Source organism: Campylobacter pinnipediorum subsp. caledonicus (assembly GCF_002022005.1).
In the GTDB taxonomy this organism is placed as follows: Bacteria; Campylobacterota; Campylobacteria; order Campylobacterales; family Campylobacteraceae; genus Campylobacter_A; species Campylobacter_A caledonicus.
In genome coordinates, this window is record NZ_CP017258.1 from 1,344,061 (window position 1) to 1,361,025 (window position 16,965).

Here is a 16,965-nt window from a genome sequence, read left to right on the forward strand (position 1 = left end):
AATGAGTAATGGTGTAATAGCAACTATGCTTTTTATATCCATAACGCTTGGTGCATTTGCACTTTTTGGACTAATATGGGGTATAAAAAATAAACAATTTGAAGACTATAGAAAGTTTTTAGATGGAAACAAATTTGATGATGAAGATGCATTAAATGATGCTTATGAACTAGAAAAAAGAAAAAAAGAGGCACTTAAGAAACAAAAAAAAAGCTACATGCCTCCTGATTAAGATTTAATGTTTTTCACCTTTATGTAAAAAATAAATTCCAAGACAAATAGCCAATATACTAAGAGCAAGATATGACATTTCTAATGGTGTTTTAAACTCTGCATGCAAAACTCTTTGGAAAAAATTCACAATCAAAACCATTATGATTACTTTAGCTAATTTATCTTTTAATTCATCCAAAGAATGAACTTCAAGCACACTTGAATGCTTTGAACTTTTCATAATCTCAACTTCGCTTATAAAAAGCTCATAAATACCAAATCCAAATATAAAAAGCACTAATGCCATAAGATAAAGATCTATAGCACCAACTATGCCGCCAACCACGCTTGAATGAAAGTCATCCGGATGAAAACCATTGAAAAAATAAGCATAAACATCTTTAAAAACATTGAAAACATCATAACTAGCTATAATAAAAATAACTATAGCACCAAGAATACAAAATATAACCGGTAAAACAGAAAAAATTCTACTAGACCACATTATTTTTTCAAAAAACTTTTCTAACATCATAAATCCTTAATTTTTTAAAGCCCGTATTGTATAATATTTTTTACATAATTTAACTGAAATTTATAATTTTATATAATTTCACAACCTAAATTTACAACACCTTGAGTATAAGGAGCGGAAGTTACTATGCCATCTATGCCTATTTTAGCATAATCAAAACAATTATCTAAATTAATGCCACCAGAAGCAGTAATATTTATATTTTTATGGCTTTTATCCCTTAAAGATAGACAATCTTGTAATTGTTTTAAGCTAAATTTATCGCACTGAATAACATCTGGATCATAACTAAGAAGCAATTTAAAATCATCAAAATCGCCACACTCAACCATTATCTTTTTTTCTGGCATTTTTATCTTAAAAATCTTTATTTTTTCACAAAATTCATTAAAGTTTTTATAAAATTTAATGTGGTTATCAAAAAACAAAACACTATCAAAAAGCCCAAATCTATGAATATTTCCGCCGCCAGATAAAACAGCTTGAACACAAAGTTCTTTTGAAAAAGGAAATGTTTTTCTTGTAGTGAGCAAAGCACAATTTGCATTTGCCTTTTTTATCTGAGAAACCATATCATATGTATATGTTGAAATTTTACACGAATATTCAAATAAAACCTGTATTAGTTTCCAAGCCTTATGGATATCAAAATATCTACCTTTGATTGAAAAAATTTCATCTTTTGGCATAAAAATATCTGAGTTTTTACCTATTTTTAACACTTCGCAGTTAAATTTCTTAGCAATATCCAAAGCCATTAAAACACCACTTAAAATAAGCCTTTCTCTGGTATAAATTTTAAGTGTAACGTATTTATCATAAAACTCATCATCTGATTGTAGGCTAGTGGTCAAATCCTCAAAGCCTACATCAGAAAATATATAATCATCAAGATTTGTCACTATCTTTTTTAACTCTCTTAATTTTACTTGATTGTTTTAATATCATTTTTTTAAAAATACCATTATCATAAAGACCAGCATGATAAACACTAAACGCAACCATAGCAATACCGGCAACAGTATGAGCTTTTTTAAATGTTTTATTTTTCATTTTAAAAGCAGTTAATGTTAAAACGCCCAAAGACACGCTCATGCCAACTTTTGCAAATTTTCTTTGAGTATTTAAATCAAGCAACTGTCCGCTTATATTATTTTTCAAATTTTATACCTTTCATTGAATTTAACAATAGCCATATAGTAGTGCCATTGTGCAAAACAGCTGTGGATATAGGATTTAATAATCCAAATGTAGCAGCACCCAATATGGCTGAGTTTATGCCTACTGTTAGCTTGAAATTTGAGCCTATAAGACTCATAGTTTTTACAGCTATCTCTTTTGCTATAGCAACACTCATAATATCATCTTTTAACAAGCTAATATCAGCTGCGGCTTTTGCTATATCAGCGCCCTTATGCATACTAATTCCAACATTTGCTTTTGTTAAAGATGGAGCATCATTGATACCATCGCCTACAAAAGCTACATTAGCACCCTCAGACTTTAGCTCTTCTATAATTCTTGATTTGTCAGTAGGCAAACAATCAGCATAAAATCTATCTATGCCAAGCTCATCTGCTACTTCTTTAGCCTTTAACTCAACATCTCCAGTAAGCATTATAATCTGTTTAACACCTGATTTTCTAAGTTTGGCTATCATGTTTTTTGTATTTTCTCTCATCTCATCTTTCATAGCAATAACGCCAGCAAGTTCTTTATCATATCCTATATAAAGAAGGGTAAGACCATTATTTAAAGCATCTTGTATAGTTTTTTCGTGTTTAGAGAAATCTATCTTTTCATCATCTTCCAAAAAATGTCTAGAACCTATTACAACCTCTTTTGTATTCATCTGAGTTTTTACTCCATGAGCCACTATGAACTCAACCTCATCGTGATGAATATGATCAAACCCTCTTTTTCTAGCAGCATCAACTATAGCTTCGGCAACCGGATGAAAATAGTGTTCTTCTGCGCTAGCGGTTAAGTTCAAAAGCTCATCTTCATTCATACCATCTTTAAATGGATATATCCCAACGACAGCCAAGCTGCCTTTTGTAAGAGTTCCTGTCTTGTCAAAGACAAATGTATCAGCAGCACCTAAAGCCTCTATAGCCTTTGCCCCTTTTATCAAAATTCCATTTCTTCCAGCTTTTGATATGCTTGATTTAAATGACACTGGCGTTGCTAGCTTTAAAGCACAAGAGTAATCAGCCTGCAAAACAGAAGCAACGCTATCTGTATTTTTATTGACCAAATATGAAATACCAGCTAGAGAAAGAGTAACAGGCACTAAGCTATCTGCTAATTTTGTAGCTTTTAGCCCTATGCTTGATTTTTCATTTAAAGAGGTTTGAATATATTCTTTAATCCTAGCTGTAGCCGTATCACTACCGACATTTTCAGCCCAAATTTTTATCTTTCCCTCTTCTACTATCGTGCCACTTATTACCCTATCGCCTCTTTTTTTCATAACTGGCTCAGCTTCACCCGTCATAGAAACCTGATTTACACTAGCTTCACCACCAACTATATAGCCATCTATGCCGATATTTTCCCCAGCTCCAACAACAACTATATCGCCTTTGGATAAATTTTGAGTTTTTACCTTATTTAATGTTTTTTGACCATTTTGATTAGTCTCAACCCAAACCTCTTCTATGTTTGGCTTTGCTAGTTCCTTTATCAAATCATCGCTTTTATGAACAGTGCTTTCTTCCATATATTCGCCCAAAGCAAGCATTAAATTTGTGCTATTTGCAGCAAGATAATCTTTTCTTGCTAGACTTACACCAACGGCCATTGATTCAAGAACCCTTGAAGTAAGACCATCGTTTTTAAACTCTTTAAGCCCATCAAGTAAGATAGGAGCAGAGCTATAAACACTAATTGCTGCTTTTAATTTTGGACTTGCAAGAAGTGGCTCAATAACCAAAGAAGCCCCCGCCTTGTAAATATCAGCTTTACTTATACCGTGAACTTTTGGCTTTGTTTTTAGATCCAAATTACAAACAAACTCAATAATCTTTTCAAGTTGCGATAAATACTCTATAACTATGCTTTTTGTATATTTATTTACGCGAACATTATTTACATTACTAAGTTCGGCAATACTAGCCTCTATGTAGCTTATATCGCTAGTCTCTTTTAGCTCATTAACCCTAAGCCTAACTCTATTTTTGCAACTATGTAAGATAGTTACATTATTCTTCTGCTTCAAGCTCAGCCTTAACATCCTCAAATCGCTCTTTCAACTCTTCAATACCAGCATTTATTAAAGAGCCACCTTTTATAATCGCCTTAAAAATATACTCTTGAGCCTTAGGATTTGTAAGCACATAAGCAGCCAAACCACCCAAAACAAGACCTTTTACAAAGCCTGCTGCATTAAAATTATTAGGAACAAAAGGTATATCTTTAGCCGCATGATTTATGGCTTTATCTATACCATTTTGCTCAACTTGTTGATTATTGTTTATATATGGATTTTTCATTTTAGCTCCTAAAAATTATTTTAATGTTTTTTCTATCAGTAAAGCACCGCTAACACCGGCAACTAAACCAAATCCAGCTTCTAAATACTTACCTTTTGCAATTGAATTTGCTGCATAAATAGCGCTTGCAGCTGCAATCCCAGCTATTGCACCATTTTTTAATAGTTTTTTTACATCTATATTTGATAATTGTGAGTTCTTATTAGACTCAAGCACCAAAGTCGCGATAGTCGAAGCCAATGCGCCGCTTACAAAATGATCCAAAGGAAGTCTTGTTGTAGACATTTGAGATATTTTAGATAAATTTGTATTATTCATTTTTAAGCGCCCTAGTCTTTATTTTCTTTTGTTGTTTTTGATTTGCCAGTTGTAGATCTTTTTCTTGTAGTAGTCTTTTTTGTTTTTAGGTTTTCTTCATCTTTACTAGATAAAACATTACTTATTTTATCTTTGCTTTTTTGAATGTTTTCAACTAGTAAATCTTTACCTTTTTGCATCTCATGACAAGCTTTTTGCTTTAGTTCATCTCTTTTATTCCAAGCAAGAACCGTCAAAGCTCCTGCGGCTATTCCTACTATAAATGGTAATGGCATGTTAATCCTTTTTATTGTTTTCATCTTCTTGTATGTTTTTAGCTATAAAACTAGCACCTAGCACACCCAATGCTGCACCGGATAAAAAAGAAAAATTTGGACTATTTAAAATTTTCATTATATCTTTCTTGTCAGCTTTACCTGAAAGTATATTTTCAAGCTGTGAACTTATTTGTGAAAATTCTTGCTGATAATTTCCAAACATATTTTGTAAATTATCGCTATTTAAAGTTTCATCACTTAAATCTTTTGTTGATTTATCAAACATTTGATGCCTCAAAAGCTCTTTTAGAGTCGGTATATATTCATTAGCGCAAGTAGCCCACAATCTAAAAAATATATCTTTTAAATGTTCATCACTTGTATTATCTATCAAACTCTCGTAAGTTTTACATAGTGAATTTTCATAATTTATAATAAATATCAAAATATCTTCCAAATTTTCAGGCATAAAAGCAATATCTATATCATCATATTGCAAATCTATTTTATTTAATTTTGCAAAATCGCTTAATAGCTTTAAGCCATTTTCTCTAATATTTTTTATCTGAACAAAAACTTCACAATACTCAGATATCTTTTCATATATTTTATATGCACTTTTTTCCGCCACATAGGCTATACTCAATTCATCCTGCATATACTTCCTTTGCAATATTATTTATTTTTTCAGATATATTTTCTATATTATTTCCATTTAGCAAATCATCCCAAATTTGTTTATCAAAAACCATCTTGTCATACTCAATAGTCACAGAGCCTATTAGTTTATTAATTTTAACATTATTTATACCATTAATTCTATTAATAATACTATCTAAATTATTTAAATCAATCTCACTTGCAAGCTCTTTTATCTTAGGATTTACTCTAACTCTTAACCTACCAGGAGTATGGCTAATAGGCTTAAAATAAGATACAACTTTTAGTATATCTCGTGTATTTATATCCATATATTTCCTTGATTTTTATTCATTAGCACATTATGTTATTTTATAACTTATATGCGACTTAAAGCTTTTTGCATATCATTATCAATACTTTTTGATATTTTGACATTTTTTGCAGATTCCATATAAAATCATTGTATGCCCAATAAGATTAAATTTATTATCGCCAGATACGATATGTTGTCTTTTTTCTATATCTTCATCAAAGAAAGTAATTATTTTATTGCATTTTTCACAAATTAAATGATCATGATGAGAGCTTAAATTCAGTTCATACTCTCTAATATTATTTTTATTATATACATTAACCAAATTACATTCTGTCAAAAAATTTAAAAAAGAATAAATGGTTGTTAAAGAAATTTGTTCTTTATATTGTTTTTTAAAAATATCTTGGATATCAACTGCATTTAAATGAGCGTTTGAGACATATAAAATATTTAAAATTTTTTCTTTAATATATGAGTTTTTATAATTTAAATCGCTCAACAATTCAGAAAAGCTTTTATAAATTTTGTCAAATTTATCCATATTTTTAGTAACTTATATTATTAAAATTTTAATAAATTTTATCATATAGCACTTAATAAAACCTAAAAATAAAGCATATTATAAGTTTGTTTTGGTATAGTGTCGCAATTTTTTTAATTAAAGGTAATAAAAATGACATATGATGAATTAGAATTAGATGCTGTTTTACTTGAAATATTAGAAAACAATGGAAGCTTTGATTCTTTAGATGATGAAGAGCTTTATGAACTAATAGAACAAGTAGCACAATATACTGATGGAGATATAGAGGAAGCATTTGAATATATGACCCAATTTTCCCCTATCCCAAAAAAAAGATTTGCTTCTTTATTTATGGTTTAATTTTAAACCATAAATACAATTTATTTAGAAAAATTTACTAGCAATTTCTTTTAGTTTTAGAGTATATTTGCTTTCTTTTGGACTATTGTTCAATATATCTTCATATGTATACATTCTTTCATAATAATCATTTAGATTTTGCCTATTTATGCTCATTCTAGCAACATCAAGACTAGAACCTATAAACCAACCACTACTATTACCTTTTATTAGCATATAGGCTGAGAGTTCAGGAAAATCAGTAGAAACACCATCTCTTATGCCTTTATTCATAGCAGATGCTTCAAAATTTAAACTAATTGTATCCTCATTATCAGTAAATAATTTATCATAAGATCTTGAGCTTTTGAAAAATATAATAAGGTCGCTAGAGGTTATACCAATTTGTGGACCAAAACCGCCACTAGTGTAGTTTATAAAAAACGGGTTTGACCATTCACTATTATCATTTTTAGCTATAAAAATTCCTTCGCTTTTTGACACACTAGCTAAAAAACCTATTTTTGAAACACTTGGAACAATAGCTATTGCTTTTATATCACCCTTTTTTAAACTATTTTGTTTAGAATTAGCAAAATCATTTAAAATATTAATAGCTGTTTTAATGTTTTGATTTTGAACTACATCAGCATTTAAAAAATTAAATATGAATAAAGCTACACAAAAAGTTTTTAAAAAATTCATAAAAATATCTCCTTATAATTTTCAAATATTTTAGATATATTAACATTATAATATAATAAAAGTTAAAAAGTAAATATTTTTATATAATTTTATGGCTATATTTCATACAATATATATAAAATAAGAACTTTAAAGACAACTTATGAAATTTATACTTTTTTTTGAATATATAGGTATAGCATCTGCAGCTCTTAGCGGGTTTTTGTTTGCTATAAAAAAAGATTGCGATTGGCTTGGAGCTTTTCTTGCATCATTTTTAACAGCTCTTGGGGGAGGAATTTTAAGAGATATAATGCTTGGTAAAAGCATATACTCTTTTACTCATTATACACCAACTCTTATTGTTTTATTTGTGCTTTTTGTTGCTAATTTCTTTAAAATTTATAGACACAGAGAGAAAATTGAGAGAAAATTTATATTTATTTTTGCTGATGCAATAGATGTTATTTGTTTTTCTATAGTAGGAGCAATGGTTGCTATAAAATACGATTATAATGTATTTGGAGTAGCATTTATAGCATTTTTTAATGGTGTCGGCGGAGGCATATTAAGGGATATCTTACTAAATGAGATTCCGTGGTTTTTAACAACTGGTCTTTACGGCACAATTAGTTTTAGTGTTGGAATTTGTTATTACTTGCTATATATTTTAAACCTAAATAATCCCTTCTTTGTTGTGTTGCTTTTTGCACTAGGAATAATGCTTAGAATATTAGCTTATTATAAAGGGTGGTCTTTACCTCCATTAAAAAAATAGAGTTTTTAATATATAAAACATGAATATTTTAGCATTAAGTTTTTATTTAAACTTAATCTATATAATTTCGTAATTAATAAATTTTATTACAAGGAGAATTAATGTTAGTAACAAAAAAAGCACAAGATTTTACTGCCGCTGCTGTACTAGGAAACAATCAAATAGTTGAAGATTTTAATCTTTATAAGAATATAGGCGAAAAGGGAGCTGTAGTATTTTTCTACCCTATGGATTTTACATTTGTTTGTCCAAGCGAAATCATAGCTTTTGATAAGAGATATGATGAGTTTAAATCTCGTGGTATAGAAGTAATTGCTGTAAGCACAGACAATGAATTTTCTCACTTTGCTTGGAAAGAAACACCAGTAAACAAAGGCGGTATAGGCCAAGTTCGCTTCCCTATAGTAGCTGACAGAAATCATGAAATATCAAAAGCATTTGATGTTCTTTTAGAAGAAGCTGGTATAGCTCTTCGTGGATCATTCTTGCTAGACAAAGATGGAACAATTCGCCACGCGGTTGTAAACGATCTTCCATTAGGCAGAAATATAGATGAAATGGTAAGAATGGTTGATACAATGATATTTACAAATGAGCATGGCGAAGTATGCCCAGCTGGATGGAATAAAGGTGATGCTGGTATGAAACCAAGCACAGATGGTGTTGCAGACTATCTTGATAAAAACGCTAACAAACTATAATTTTTAAATGCGGGAGAGAATTTGCTCTTCCGCTAAAAAACATCCGCTATATCACTACATTTTTTATTTTTACAAAACCTAAAATTTTTAAAAGCAAACTTTAATTATAATACTACTTTAATAACCTTAAGGACTATCCCTATGATATTTATGGATGAATATTTTCAAACCCAAAAAATTGTATTTAATGAACTAAAGAGTAGTTTTATTGATTCTGGATTACATTTTTGCGAGCAAAATACAAAAACTTTAAACAAAGAGGATATTGCAACTTTTTTTGAAGATTTGTATTGTAATATAATTAATGAAAAAGAAAATATGTCCTCCTTGCAAAATGATTTCAAAAAATTTAGTAGCGAGAATAAGCTTTTTAAATATAGTTTAGACTATGTATTGATAAATTTTATTTTTTTATATTCAAAAAAAAGCGATAACGATACATTTTTAAAACAGATGATATCAAGAATAGAATTTATAAAAAAATCCATGCTTGCAAGAATAACACTTGATTCACCAAGCTCAACTTTTAAAATTAATACCGATACCTTTTTTGAACATCCTATAAACACATTTAAAAAAATGAAAGATTTAGACAAAGAGGTTGTATTCTTAAATTTATATGATGGTGTTAATGTAAAAAATAGTGGTCACATAATAAGCACTTCTGATTCTAGTGTTACAATACAAGTTGATATTATACAAATTTTAGCAATGAAAGAAGAAGGCAATGCCTTTATACTTCAAAATGAATTTTTCTCAAAACACTTAAAAGCAGATATTATAGATTTTAACATTACCGCTCAAACTGTCACACTAAGTAATTTTAAAAGAATGGATATAATGAATGCCAACAGAAGAAAACATCAGCGTGTGACTCCGAATAAATTCACAAAAGTATTGCTAAAAGGAACACAAGATGAAGTCTTAGGCAATATGTATGACATCTCAAAAGGTGGTCTTAGTGTTTTAACTTCACAAGATATTAAATTCAAGCAAGGCGAAGAGATAAAAGCTATTTTTAAGCTTGTGTCAAACAATGAAGATGAAGGCTTTGATGTAACTTTAAACCTCAAACTTGTTGTTCAAATGAATTATAATGGTTTTATGAGATATTGTATGCAAAACAGTAGTGAAACAATAGAACCTACTTTGGATAAATTTATAGATAAAAGAGTTGATGATATTTTTAAAGAATTAAAAGAGTTAAAAAAACTATATATATGATAGAAAAAAACATTCAAGAAAACTTAAAACTTTTTTATATTGGCTTAGAAAATAACGAACCATTTTTATACAAAAATAAAGACTTAACAACTCATGCAACAATAATAGGAATGACAGGAAGCGGTAAAACTGGTCTTGGAATTTCTATTTTAGAAGAAGCTTGTATAGACAATATTCCATCTATCATAATAGATCCAAAAGGTGACATGACAAACTTATGCCTATCGTTTGAAAATCTAAATAAAAATGATTTTTTACCATATATAGATGAAGTAGAAGCAAATAATGAAAATTTAAGCAAAGAAGAGTTATCTGAAAAATTAAGCAAAAGATGGAGTGAAGGCTTAAGCTCAAGCTTTCAGGATATTTCAAGAATAAAATTATTTAAAGAAAGTGTTGATTTTACGATATATACACCAAAAAGCAATGCCGGAGTGAGCATAGCCTTGCTTGGTAATTTTGAAGCCCCAAACACTGATGATGAGGAGTTTTTAAACTCTTATATAAACTCCACAACAAGCTCAATATTATCACTTTTAAATATAAAAGTGGATGAAACTTCAAAAGAACATATACTTATATCAAATATTTTTGCTTACAAATTTAGCAGCAATGAAAGCATAAACATACAAGAACTAATCTTATCAATACTAAATCCCCCATTTGACAAAATAGGTGTTTTTAGCTTAGAGCAATTTTATCCAAGCAATGAAAGAATGAAGCTAAGTTTAAAATTAAACACCTTAATATCTAGCAATAATTTTAAGGCATATACAAAAGGAGAAGATTTAGATATAGGCAAAATGCTTTTTAATAAAGACAAAAAAGCAAAATGTAATATCTTCACAATATCACACTTAAATGATAATGAAAGAATGTTTTTTGTAACAATCTTACTTAACAAAATAATAACATGGATGAGAAGCACAAATGGCACAAGCTCATTAAGAGCTATTTTATATATGGATGAAATTTTTGGATTTTTCCCTCCGAATGCAAACCCTCCATCAAAACAACCAATGCTTCTTTTGCTAAAACAAGCAAGAGCTTTTGGGGTAGGATGTGTATTAAGCACACAAAATCCAGTAGATCTTGACTATAGAGGATTGAGTAATATAGGAACTTGGTTTATAGGAAGACTTCAAACCAAACAAGATAAAGCAAAGGTTGCGTCAGGGCTGAGCGGAATATCCGATACCAGTAATAAAGAGCTTGAAAACACTATATCAAATTTAGAAAAAAGACATTTTTTGGTTAAAAATACAAACGAAAGCAAACTTCACTTAATAAAAACTCGCTGGGCTTTAAGCTATCTAAAAGGTCCTCTTTCCAAAGAACACATATCAATACTAATGAAAAATAAAAAGTCAAAAGATAAAAAATCTTTAGATAATTTTAGCCATTCAAAACCGCTATTTTCTAGCAATATAACACAAATATTTGCTAGTAGCGATGATGAATTAAGTGGAAATTTATTAGCCGCTGCCAATGTAAAATTTTACAATCAAAAACTTGGCATAGATACAACAAAAAAATTAAATTTCATAATACAATTAGACAAATCCGATACCAGTGTAAATTGGGACAAAGCTATAAAAAATAAAAAAATAATTCAATTACAGCCCAACAAAAATCCAAAATTTAAGCCCATTCCTGATTTTATTTTAAATATAAAAAACACAAATGAATTAAAAAAAGATTTTAAAGATTTTATATACCAAAATGAAAACTTAACTATATTATCAGCCCTTGGCATAACATCAAATTTAGATGAAAGCAAAGAGGAGTTTTGTGTAAGAGTGCAAGATATTTGCAATGAAATACTTGAAGAAAAAACACAAGATATTATAGATAAGTTTAAAAAAGAAGAAAATAAGTTATTGCAAAAACTTCAAAAAGCAACCTACCAATTGGACAAAGAAGAAAATGATCTTACATCTAGCAAATTAGATGCTATAATAAATATAGGAACGAGTATTATTAGTGCATTTTTTGGTTCTAAAGCAAGAAATCCAAGAACGATAGCAAATGGAGTTAAAAAAGCAAGTAAGGTCATAAAAGAAAAAAATGATGTAACAATGCTACAAGATTTAATAGATGATATAAATATTAAGCTAGATGAGTTATCGCAAAAAATGCAAGAAGAAATTTCAAATCTAAAAGCACAAAACGACATAAAAAATATAGAAATTAAAGAGATAAAAGTTATGCCCAAAAAATCAGATATTTTTAATGAAGAAATTTCTATTTTATGGACATAAAAACTAAAACGAATCTTGACTAAGCTTATCTTTATAGCTATTTAAACTATTTTGTCTATCTTGTAAAAAATTACCTAGTTTCTTTTTATTCTCTTCAAAAAATACAGCAAAGTCTTCTTGTGATTGTATTTTTTCTTCTCCAAAACTATCAAGCAAAACATTTGTAGAACCAACCAAAACAAGATATTTTTTTTCTTCATAACTAAACAAAACGACTTTATTTAGTCTATCTATATATTTTTCATATATTATATTTATCTTTGCATTATTGCCTTTTATAAGCCATGGCATACTATTTGTATTTTTTACTTTTCCATCTTTTGTTAATATAATTTTTTTAACTAAAAATAAAAATATCAATAATAACAGTAAAACACCGACGACTAAAAAATACCTACTATCAAGCAATCCATCATCTTCTTTTGTCTTTTGCCCAACCATAATACTGGCTTTGGGGATATTTGCTAGTTTTTCTGGTGTGTTTTTCAAACTAGCTCTTATTCTAAGACCAAAACCATCTGTTGTTTTTGATGCATTTACGAGTATTGGTTCTTTTGATTTTAACTTTAATATTAAAGAACTTTGCCTTGGTTCAAAATCAAATTCTTGAACTATGTCTGATTTTAAAATTTTATTTATATTTTCCTCAAAATTAAGCAAATTTAAAACCAAAGATGTATAATCTTTATCTCTTTTTTGAAATATATTACCCTCATAAGGAGCATCAAAACTAAGCATAATGTCAACTCTATCTGTTCTTTCATAAACATTATATGTAAGTAAATTTACAGCATTGATATTTGACAATAAAAGTAAAAATAAAAGCAAAAATCTCATAAAAGCTCTTTTTTAAAATATTGTATCACTGACTTAGAATCTAATATCTCATTTATACGAATGGCTAAGTTTTTTTCATATACCATTACTTCACCTTTGCCAAATATTCTATTGTTTATATAAAGCTCTACACTCTCACCTGCTGGTTTTTCTAAGTCTATAACTGATCCCGGTTCAAATTTTAAAAGCTCATTTATACTTATTGTAGTAGTGCCAAGTTCTGCTATAAAATCAACACTTATATCCATAAGCTCATCATAGCTTTTAAAAAGTCCTAAATTTTCAAATATTTCTACAACTTCACTATCTTCGGTCATACTTTTTTATATCCTATTTGAAATGTTCTGTTTTTAATTTTATATATTATTTTATTATCTAATTTTATATTAAAATTTGTAACTTCACCTAAAAACTCAGGTGTTCCAAGCTTGTATTGTGATTTATCATTTGAATTGTTTAAAACAACTTTTACTCTGCCAATTATTTGATTTGATATCTCTTTTGACAAATCATCAAAATCAGCCTCACTAACATCATCTTGCCCCAAAAAAGCCTTAGCAAAATTTTTTAGTGTGTCTTTTTTAAAAAAAAGATAAAAATTAAACTCCGTATCATCTTTGTATAAAGGTATACTAGCCCCATAAAAGCCTTTTCCTAATGATTTTGCACTCTTGACATCAAATCCCAATGTTTGAACACAAAGATAATTAACAGCATCATTTATAATAGATTTCATTAATTTTTCCTTTTAATTTACTTGACTGTTTATTATACTTTTGTTTTTATAAAATCGTTATAAAACCAAAATAAGCTATTTATCTATTTTTAATGTGTTTTCACATTTTAAGCATCTTTTTACATTAAATCAAATAACAAAAAATTTATAAAGATTTTGTTGTAATTTTTTAAACCCATTAGTGCTAAATTCATTAAAGTTTTTTATGCCTTAAAACAAAAGCTTTTGTTTTTTAAATTTTAATTTTACTAATACCATTTTATGATAAACTTTAATAATAAAAAATAATTATAGGACAAATTATGCTATTGTTTTTACTTATTTTTGGAGTTTTTGTAGGCTTCATCGCTGGTTTTTTTGGCATAGGTGGCGGGGCTATTATAGTTCCGGCCATGTTAATGCTTGGTTTTGAAATGAAAGCAGCAATTGGTATAAGTGTTTTTCAAATGCTTTTTAGCTCAGTTTTTGGCTCTTATTTTAACTACAAAGATGGAAATCTAAAATTAGACAATGGCATATTTTTAGGGCTTGGTGGTGCTGTTGGAGCTAGTTTTAGTGGATATATAGTGTCTATAACTCCAGATATTGTGCTGAAATTAGCCTTACTTTCAATATTTATTATTTCAATAATAAAACTTTATTATAACCCAAAACAAGCAAAAACACTAATAATATCAAAAGCTATTTTATTTGCCATAGGCATTGGTGTTGGGACTCTTGCTATTAGTGTTGGCATAGGTGGCTCTGTCTTCATCACCCCTATACTTGTTGGATTTTTAGGGCTTGATATTAAAAAAGCATCTTCCATGGGTCTATTTTTTGTTATATTTAGCTCATTTTCTGGATTTTTATCATTTGCATATCACGGATACATTGCATATTTGGATGGAGCTTTAATAGGTTTTGGGTCTATTTTTGGTGTGTTTTTTGGAACAAGAGCTTCAAATAAAATTGACAAAAAACTTTTAAAAAAGTATTTTTTAGGACTATACCTATTTATGAGTGCATTTTTGATTTATAAGATACTTTTTTAATAAAAATATAAATTTATTTTTTACAAAATTTAAATATGCTATTATGTGTAAATTAAGATATTTAAAATAAAAATTTAGGAAAAACATGTCTGCATTTAATCAACAAAAAGAGATATCAAGAATAAATAAAAACTATCCGAACAGACATCAACTAGATGCTTCTCATATAAATTTAAGCTACATAACTCATTTTTATTGCAATCAAGAAAACATAGACTCAGTCATATCTTTACTTAGAAAATATGAACAATATTCGCCGGATTTGTTGGATCAAATTGAGTTTATTATAGTAGATGATGGATCGCCAATACAATACGAAATACCAGAGTTTGATTTAAATATAAGATGGCTTAAAATAAACGAAGATATACAATGGAACCAAGCAGGCGCCAGAAATCTAGGAGCCACATATGCAAGAAGTGACAAGATTGTAATGTTAGATTTGGACCACTATATACACGAAAACACACTTTGGTATATGGCAAATAAAAGACCCTTAGGGAGAAATATATATAAAATTTATAGAACTTCTGCCAACAATGATGGCAAAATAAGAAAAGGGCATGCTAATTTATTTTTTATGAGCAGGGCTAGATTTATGAGGTTTTATGGATATGATGAAGAATTTGCAGGGCATTATGGAAGTGAAGATTTTAGATTTGTAAAATTTCATAAAGCACATGGCTCAAAACAATCATACCTCCCTAAAAAATATCTTTGTTCAACAAGAGATAATAATACTGATTTAAAAGATAATGTAAATAGAGAAAAATCATATCATACTTTAAAAAGAGATTTGTCATACAACACACCAGTAGATCTTAGAAAAAAAATAGAAAATCGTAATTTTGGAGCAGAATATGGGCATTCTAGGATTTTTCTTAATTTCACATGGACAATTTTAAGCGAACAATATAGAAAAAATATACCTAATCCTAAAAGCAAAAAATGGTGGTATTACTTATGGTATTTTCGTTGGCTATTTGGGAATAATTAATAAATTAGCCATTAATAATGGCTAATTTATCTACTCATCATCTAGATTTATCTCAGGAATTTGCTCATCTATTTTCATCTTTGCATTAGATGGTTTTAACTCACTTGCTTTTTTTAATACATTTTCAAGTCCATTTTTGGCCATATGTTCGTCTAAATTTTCAAGTGAAACTCTTTGAATATCATCAAAAGCTGTTTTTTTTATCTTACTTATATATTTATACCCATCTTTATTTTGCAATCTATAAAGTTCTTGAGATATAAAATCACAAAAAATATCTGTATAGTTCTTATTTTTACAATTAGTATTTAAAAAATTACTCATAGTGTTTAAAAAATAGGCATAATCATCAAGTGTTATTTGACCTTGCAAAAGTTCAAATTTCAAAAATAACCAATATGTATTTAAAACATCCGACTCACAATATTCGTTTATTTTTAAAATTTCATTTTCATAATAAAGCTGCAATACCTGATCTCCATGAACATCATATTTCCCCGGCAAATTTAAACTCGCGCAAAGCAAATCAAGTTTAAGCCCTCTAACAGCACCAAAATCGCTAATATGATCAAGCAAATCAAGATGAAATCTAGCATCATACCTTGAACGATAATTCTCCCATTTGCTTTTATTAAGCTCTTTATTATCAGTTTCATAATAAGCATTTGCGGTTAAATTATATCTCATAGCCCTAGCCATAATCATAGGCAAATCAAACCCTCTTCCATTAAAGCTAACAAGGCGTGGATTTAGTCTATTTATGAAGTTTACAAACTTAGAAAGTATGTCCCTCTCATCTTCGCCCTCCATAGTATTAACTCGCTCAAATTTACCATATTCATCAGCTATAACAGCAGAGATAGCTACAACCTTATGAAACATAACAGGCAAAAACTCGCTACCACTTATACTTTTTTGATATTCAAATGCTTGCAAACTCACATCCATGTCATCACCATCAAAACCATAAACTCGCCTCAACAAATCCACATCTGGAACAGTCTCACAATCAAACACACAAATACAATTTTTTGCCATTTTAAGCCTTTTTTAGACATTTTTTTATAAAATGATAT

The 16,965-nt window shown here is 28.7% G+C and carries 23 protein-coding genes; 8 read left to right on the forward strand and 15 right to left on the reverse strand.

Annotated elements, in window-relative coordinates:
- Nucleotide 1: 1 nt before the first annotated feature.
- Complete coding sequence (locus CPIN18021_RS06845; protein WP_078423694.1) at nucleotides 2–232, forward strand: cbb3-type cytochrome oxidase assembly protein; 231 nt, start codon at nucleotides 2–4, stop codon at nucleotides 230–232.
- A gap of 3 nt (nucleotides 233–235) precedes the next feature.
- Here the strand turns inward: CPIN18021_RS06845 and CPIN18021_RS06850 are convergent, their stop codons facing one another.
- From CPIN18021_RS06850 to CPIN18021_RS06895, 10 genes are all read right to left on the reverse strand, one after another.
- The gene (locus tag CPIN18021_RS06850; protein WP_069632287.1) at nucleotides 236–745 is read right to left on the reverse strand and encodes a YqhA family protein; all 510 of its coding nucleotides are present in this window, start codon (nucleotides 743–745) and stop codon (nucleotides 236–238) included.
- A gap of 71 nt (nucleotides 746–816) precedes the next feature.
- Entirely contained in the window at nucleotides 817–1,650 is an 834-nt protein-coding gene (modD, locus tag CPIN18021_RS06855) for a ModD protein (RefSeq protein ID WP_226995910.1), read from the reverse strand.
- On the reverse strand, nucleotides 1,637–1,909 hold the full coding sequence (locus CPIN18021_RS06860) for a helicase (protein ID WP_078423696.1): 273 nt from the start codon (nucleotides 1,907–1,909) through the stop codon (nucleotides 1,637–1,639). Before CPIN18021_RS06860 ends, modD begins: the two co-directional genes overlap by 14 nt.
- Nucleotides 1,899–3,968: a heavy metal translocating P-type ATPase gene (locus tag CPIN18021_RS06865; RefSeq protein ID WP_089503393.1), complete on the reverse strand. Its 2,070-nt coding sequence runs from the start codon at nucleotides 3,966–3,968 to the stop codon at nucleotides 1,899–1,901. Before CPIN18021_RS06865 ends, CPIN18021_RS06860 begins: the two co-directional genes overlap by 11 nt.
- The gene (locus CPIN18021_RS06870; RefSeq protein ID WP_078423698.1) at nucleotides 3,952–4,242 is read right to left on the reverse strand and encodes an oxidoreductase; all 291 of its coding nucleotides are present in this window, start codon (nucleotides 4,240–4,242) and stop codon (nucleotides 3,952–3,954) included. The genes CPIN18021_RS06865 and CPIN18021_RS06870 overlap by 17 nt, the downstream gene beginning before the upstream one ends.
- 15 nt (nucleotides 4,243–4,257) lie before the next feature.
- Entirely contained in the window at nucleotides 4,258–4,560 is a 303-nt protein-coding gene (locus tag CPIN18021_RS06875; protein WP_078423699.1) for a hypothetical protein, read from the reverse strand.
- A gap of 11 nt (nucleotides 4,561–4,571) precedes the next feature.
- Nucleotides 4,572–4,835, reverse strand: a complete 264-nt coding sequence (locus CPIN18021_RS06880; protein ID WP_078423700.1) for a hypothetical protein — start codon at nucleotides 4,833–4,835, stop codon at nucleotides 4,572–4,574.
- A gap of 1 nt (nucleotide 4,836) precedes the next feature.
- Nucleotides 4,837–5,475: a hypothetical protein gene (locus CPIN18021_RS06885; RefSeq protein WP_078423701.1), complete on the reverse strand. Its 639-nt coding sequence runs from the start codon at nucleotides 5,473–5,475 to the stop codon at nucleotides 4,837–4,839.
- Entirely contained in the window at nucleotides 5,465–5,788 is a 324-nt protein-coding gene (locus tag CPIN18021_RS06890; protein ID WP_078423702.1) for an HMA2 domain-containing protein, read from the reverse strand. The genes CPIN18021_RS06885 and CPIN18021_RS06890 overlap by 11 nt, the downstream gene beginning before the upstream one ends.
- Nucleotides 5,789–5,869: 81 nt before the next feature.
- Nucleotides 5,870–6,316, reverse strand: a complete 447-nt coding sequence (locus CPIN18021_RS06895; RefSeq protein WP_078423703.1) for a Fur family transcriptional regulator — start codon at nucleotides 6,314–6,316, stop codon at nucleotides 5,870–5,872.
- Between the two features lie 132 nt (nucleotides 6,317–6,448).
- Here CPIN18021_RS06895 and CPIN18021_RS06900 point away from each other — a divergent pair, with 132 nt between their 5' ends.
- Complete coding sequence (locus CPIN18021_RS06900; protein ID WP_069632279.1) at nucleotides 6,449–6,658, forward strand: hypothetical protein; 210 nt, start codon at nucleotides 6,449–6,451, stop codon at nucleotides 6,656–6,658.
- Nucleotides 6,659–6,682: 24 nt separating this feature from the next.
- Here the strand turns inward: CPIN18021_RS06900 and CPIN18021_RS06905 are convergent, their stop codons facing one another.
- Nucleotides 6,683–7,342 carry a lipid-binding SYLF domain-containing protein gene (locus CPIN18021_RS06905; RefSeq protein ID WP_078424705.1) on the reverse strand — a complete coding sequence of 220 codons (660 nt, stop codon included), beginning with the start codon at nucleotides 7,340–7,342 and terminating at the stop codon, nucleotides 6,683–6,685.
- Nucleotides 7,343–7,484: 142 nt separating this feature from the next.
- Between CPIN18021_RS06905 and CPIN18021_RS06910 the strand changes: the two genes are divergently transcribed.
- The 4 genes from CPIN18021_RS06910 (at nucleotide 7,485) to CPIN18021_RS06925 (ending at nucleotide 12,285) form a co-directional block, all read left to right on the forward strand.
- A complete protein-coding gene (locus CPIN18021_RS06910) occupies nucleotides 7,485–8,099 on the forward strand; it encodes a trimeric intracellular cation channel family protein (RefSeq protein WP_078423705.1) in 615 nt (204 codons plus the stop codon).
- 101 nt (nucleotides 8,100–8,200) lie between these two features.
- Entirely contained in the window at nucleotides 8,201–8,800 is a 600-nt protein-coding gene (locus CPIN18021_RS06915) for a peroxiredoxin (protein WP_078423706.1), read from the forward strand.
- A 141-nt stretch (nucleotides 8,801–8,941) separates the two neighbouring features.
- A complete protein-coding gene (locus tag CPIN18021_RS06920) occupies nucleotides 8,942–10,024 on the forward strand; it encodes a PilZ domain-containing protein (protein ID WP_078424706.1) in 1,083 nt (360 codons plus the stop codon).
- On the forward strand, nucleotides 10,021–12,285 hold the full coding sequence (locus tag CPIN18021_RS06925) for an ATP-binding protein (RefSeq protein WP_078423708.1): 2,265 nt from the start codon (nucleotides 10,021–10,023) through the stop codon (nucleotides 12,283–12,285). The genes CPIN18021_RS06920 and CPIN18021_RS06925 overlap by 4 nt, the downstream gene beginning before the upstream one ends.
- A gap of 3 nt (nucleotides 12,286–12,288) precedes the next feature.
- Here CPIN18021_RS06925 and CPIN18021_RS06930 read toward each other — a convergent pair whose 3' ends face one another.
- Genes CPIN18021_RS06930 through CPIN18021_RS06940 form a run of 3 tightly spaced genes read right to left on the reverse strand, consistent with a single transcriptional unit; the run spans nucleotide 12,289 to nucleotide 13,858 of the window.
- Complete coding sequence (locus tag CPIN18021_RS06930; RefSeq protein ID WP_078424707.1) at nucleotides 12,289–13,122, reverse strand: excinuclease ABC subunit A; 834 nt, start codon at nucleotides 13,120–13,122, stop codon at nucleotides 12,289–12,291.
- The gene (gene fliN / locus CPIN18021_RS06935; protein ID WP_078423710.1) at nucleotides 13,119–13,439 is read right to left on the reverse strand and encodes a flagellar motor switch protein FliN; all 321 of its coding nucleotides are present in this window, start codon (nucleotides 13,437–13,439) and stop codon (nucleotides 13,119–13,121) included. The genes CPIN18021_RS06930 and fliN overlap by 4 nt, the downstream gene beginning before the upstream one ends.
- A complete protein-coding gene (locus tag CPIN18021_RS06940; RefSeq protein ID WP_078423711.1) occupies nucleotides 13,436–13,858 on the reverse strand; it encodes a chemotaxis protein CheX in 423 nt (140 codons plus the stop codon). The genes fliN and CPIN18021_RS06940 overlap by 4 nt, the downstream gene beginning before the upstream one ends.
- A 302-nt stretch (nucleotides 13,859–14,160) precedes the next feature.
- On the opposite strand from CPIN18021_RS06940, the gene CPIN18021_RS06945 reads away from it, so the two are divergent.
- Together CPIN18021_RS06945 and CPIN18021_RS06950 are read left to right on the forward strand one after the other, a co-directional pair.
- Nucleotides 14,161–14,892, forward strand: coding sequence for a sulfite exporter TauE/SafE family protein (locus CPIN18021_RS06945; protein ID WP_078423712.1), 732 nt, complete (start codon nucleotides 14,161–14,163; stop codon nucleotides 14,890–14,892).
- Between the two features lie 85 nt (nucleotides 14,893–14,977).
- Nucleotides 14,978–15,889, forward strand: coding sequence for a glycosyltransferase family A protein (locus CPIN18021_RS06950; RefSeq protein ID WP_078423713.1), 912 nt, complete (start codon nucleotides 14,978–14,980; stop codon nucleotides 15,887–15,889).
- Between the two features lie 30 nt (nucleotides 15,890–15,919).
- Here the strand turns inward: CPIN18021_RS06950 and CPIN18021_RS06955 are convergent, their stop codons facing one another.
- A complete protein-coding gene (locus CPIN18021_RS06955; RefSeq protein ID WP_078424708.1) occupies nucleotides 15,920–16,927 on the reverse strand; it encodes a 3'-5' exonuclease in 1,008 nt (335 codons plus the stop codon).
- Nucleotides 16,928–16,965: the final 38 nt, after the last annotated feature.

Bases quoted from the DNA above. Each gene is read 5' to 3' on its own strand.
- CPIN18021_RS06845 (WP_078423694.1), top strand. From the start codon at position 2: ATGAGTAATGGTGTAATAGCAACTATGCTTTTTATATCCATAACGCTT.
- CPIN18021_RS06850 (WP_069632287.1), bottom strand. From the start codon at position 745: ATGTTAGAAAAGTTTTTTGAAAAAATAATGTGGTCTAGTAGAATTTTT.
- CPIN18021_RS06870 (WP_078423698.1), bottom strand. From the start codon at position 4,242: ATGAAAAATCCATATATAAACAATAATCAACAAGTTGAGCAAAATGGT.
- CPIN18021_RS06875 (WP_078423699.1), bottom strand. From the start codon at position 4,560: ATGAATAATACAAATTTATCTAAAATATCTCAAATGTCTACAACAAGA.
- CPIN18021_RS06880 (WP_078423700.1), bottom strand. From the start codon at position 4,835: ATGCCATTACCATTTATAGTAGGAATAGCCGCAGGAGCTTTGACGGTT.
- CPIN18021_RS06885 (WP_078423701.1), bottom strand. From the start codon at position 5,475: ATGCAGGATGAATTGAGTATAGCCTATGTGGCGGAAAAAAGTGCATAT.
- CPIN18021_RS06890 (WP_078423702.1), bottom strand. From the start codon at position 5,788: ATGGATATAAATACACGAGATATACTAAAAGTTGTATCTTATTTTAAG.
- CPIN18021_RS06895 (WP_078423703.1), bottom strand. From the start codon at position 6,316: ATGGATAAATTTGACAAAATTTATAAAAGCTTTTCTGAATTGTTGAGC.
- CPIN18021_RS06900 (WP_069632279.1), top strand. From the start codon at position 6,449: ATGACATATGATGAATTAGAATTAGATGCTGTTTTACTTGAAATATTA.
- CPIN18021_RS06905 (WP_078424705.1), bottom strand. From the start codon at position 7,342: ATGAATTTTTTAAAAACTTTTTGTGTAGCTTTATTCATATTTAATTTT.
- CPIN18021_RS06910 (WP_078423705.1), top strand. From the start codon at position 7,485: ATGAAATTTATACTTTTTTTTGAATATATAGGTATAGCATCTGCAGCT.
- CPIN18021_RS06915 (WP_078423706.1), top strand. From the start codon at position 8,201: ATGTTAGTAACAAAAAAAGCACAAGATTTTACTGCCGCTGCTGTACTA.
- CPIN18021_RS06920 (WP_078424706.1), top strand. From the start codon at position 8,942: ATGATATTTATGGATGAATATTTTCAAACCCAAAAAATTGTATTTAAT.
- CPIN18021_RS06925 (WP_078423708.1), top strand. From the start codon at position 10,021: ATGATAGAAAAAAACATTCAAGAAAACTTAAAACTTTTTTATATTGGC.
- CPIN18021_RS06930 (WP_078424707.1), bottom strand. From the start codon at position 13,122: ATGAGATTTTTGCTTTTATTTTTACTTTTATTGTCAAATATCAATGCT.
- fliN (WP_078423710.1), bottom strand. From the start codon at position 13,439: ATGACCGAAGATAGTGAAGTTGTAGAAATATTTGAAAATTTAGGACTT.
- CPIN18021_RS06940 (WP_078423711.1), bottom strand. From the start codon at position 13,858: ATGAAATCTATTATAAATGATGCTGTTAATTATCTTTGTGTTCAAACA.
- CPIN18021_RS06945 (WP_078423712.1), top strand. From the start codon at position 14,161: ATGCTATTGTTTTTACTTATTTTTGGAGTTTTTGTAGGCTTCATCGCT.
- CPIN18021_RS06950 (WP_078423713.1), top strand. From the start codon at position 14,978: ATGTCTGCATTTAATCAACAAAAAGAGATATCAAGAATAAATAAAAAC.
- CPIN18021_RS06955 (WP_078424708.1), bottom strand. From the start codon at position 16,927: ATGGCAAAAAATTGTATTTGTGTGTTTGATTGTGAGACTGTTCCAGAT.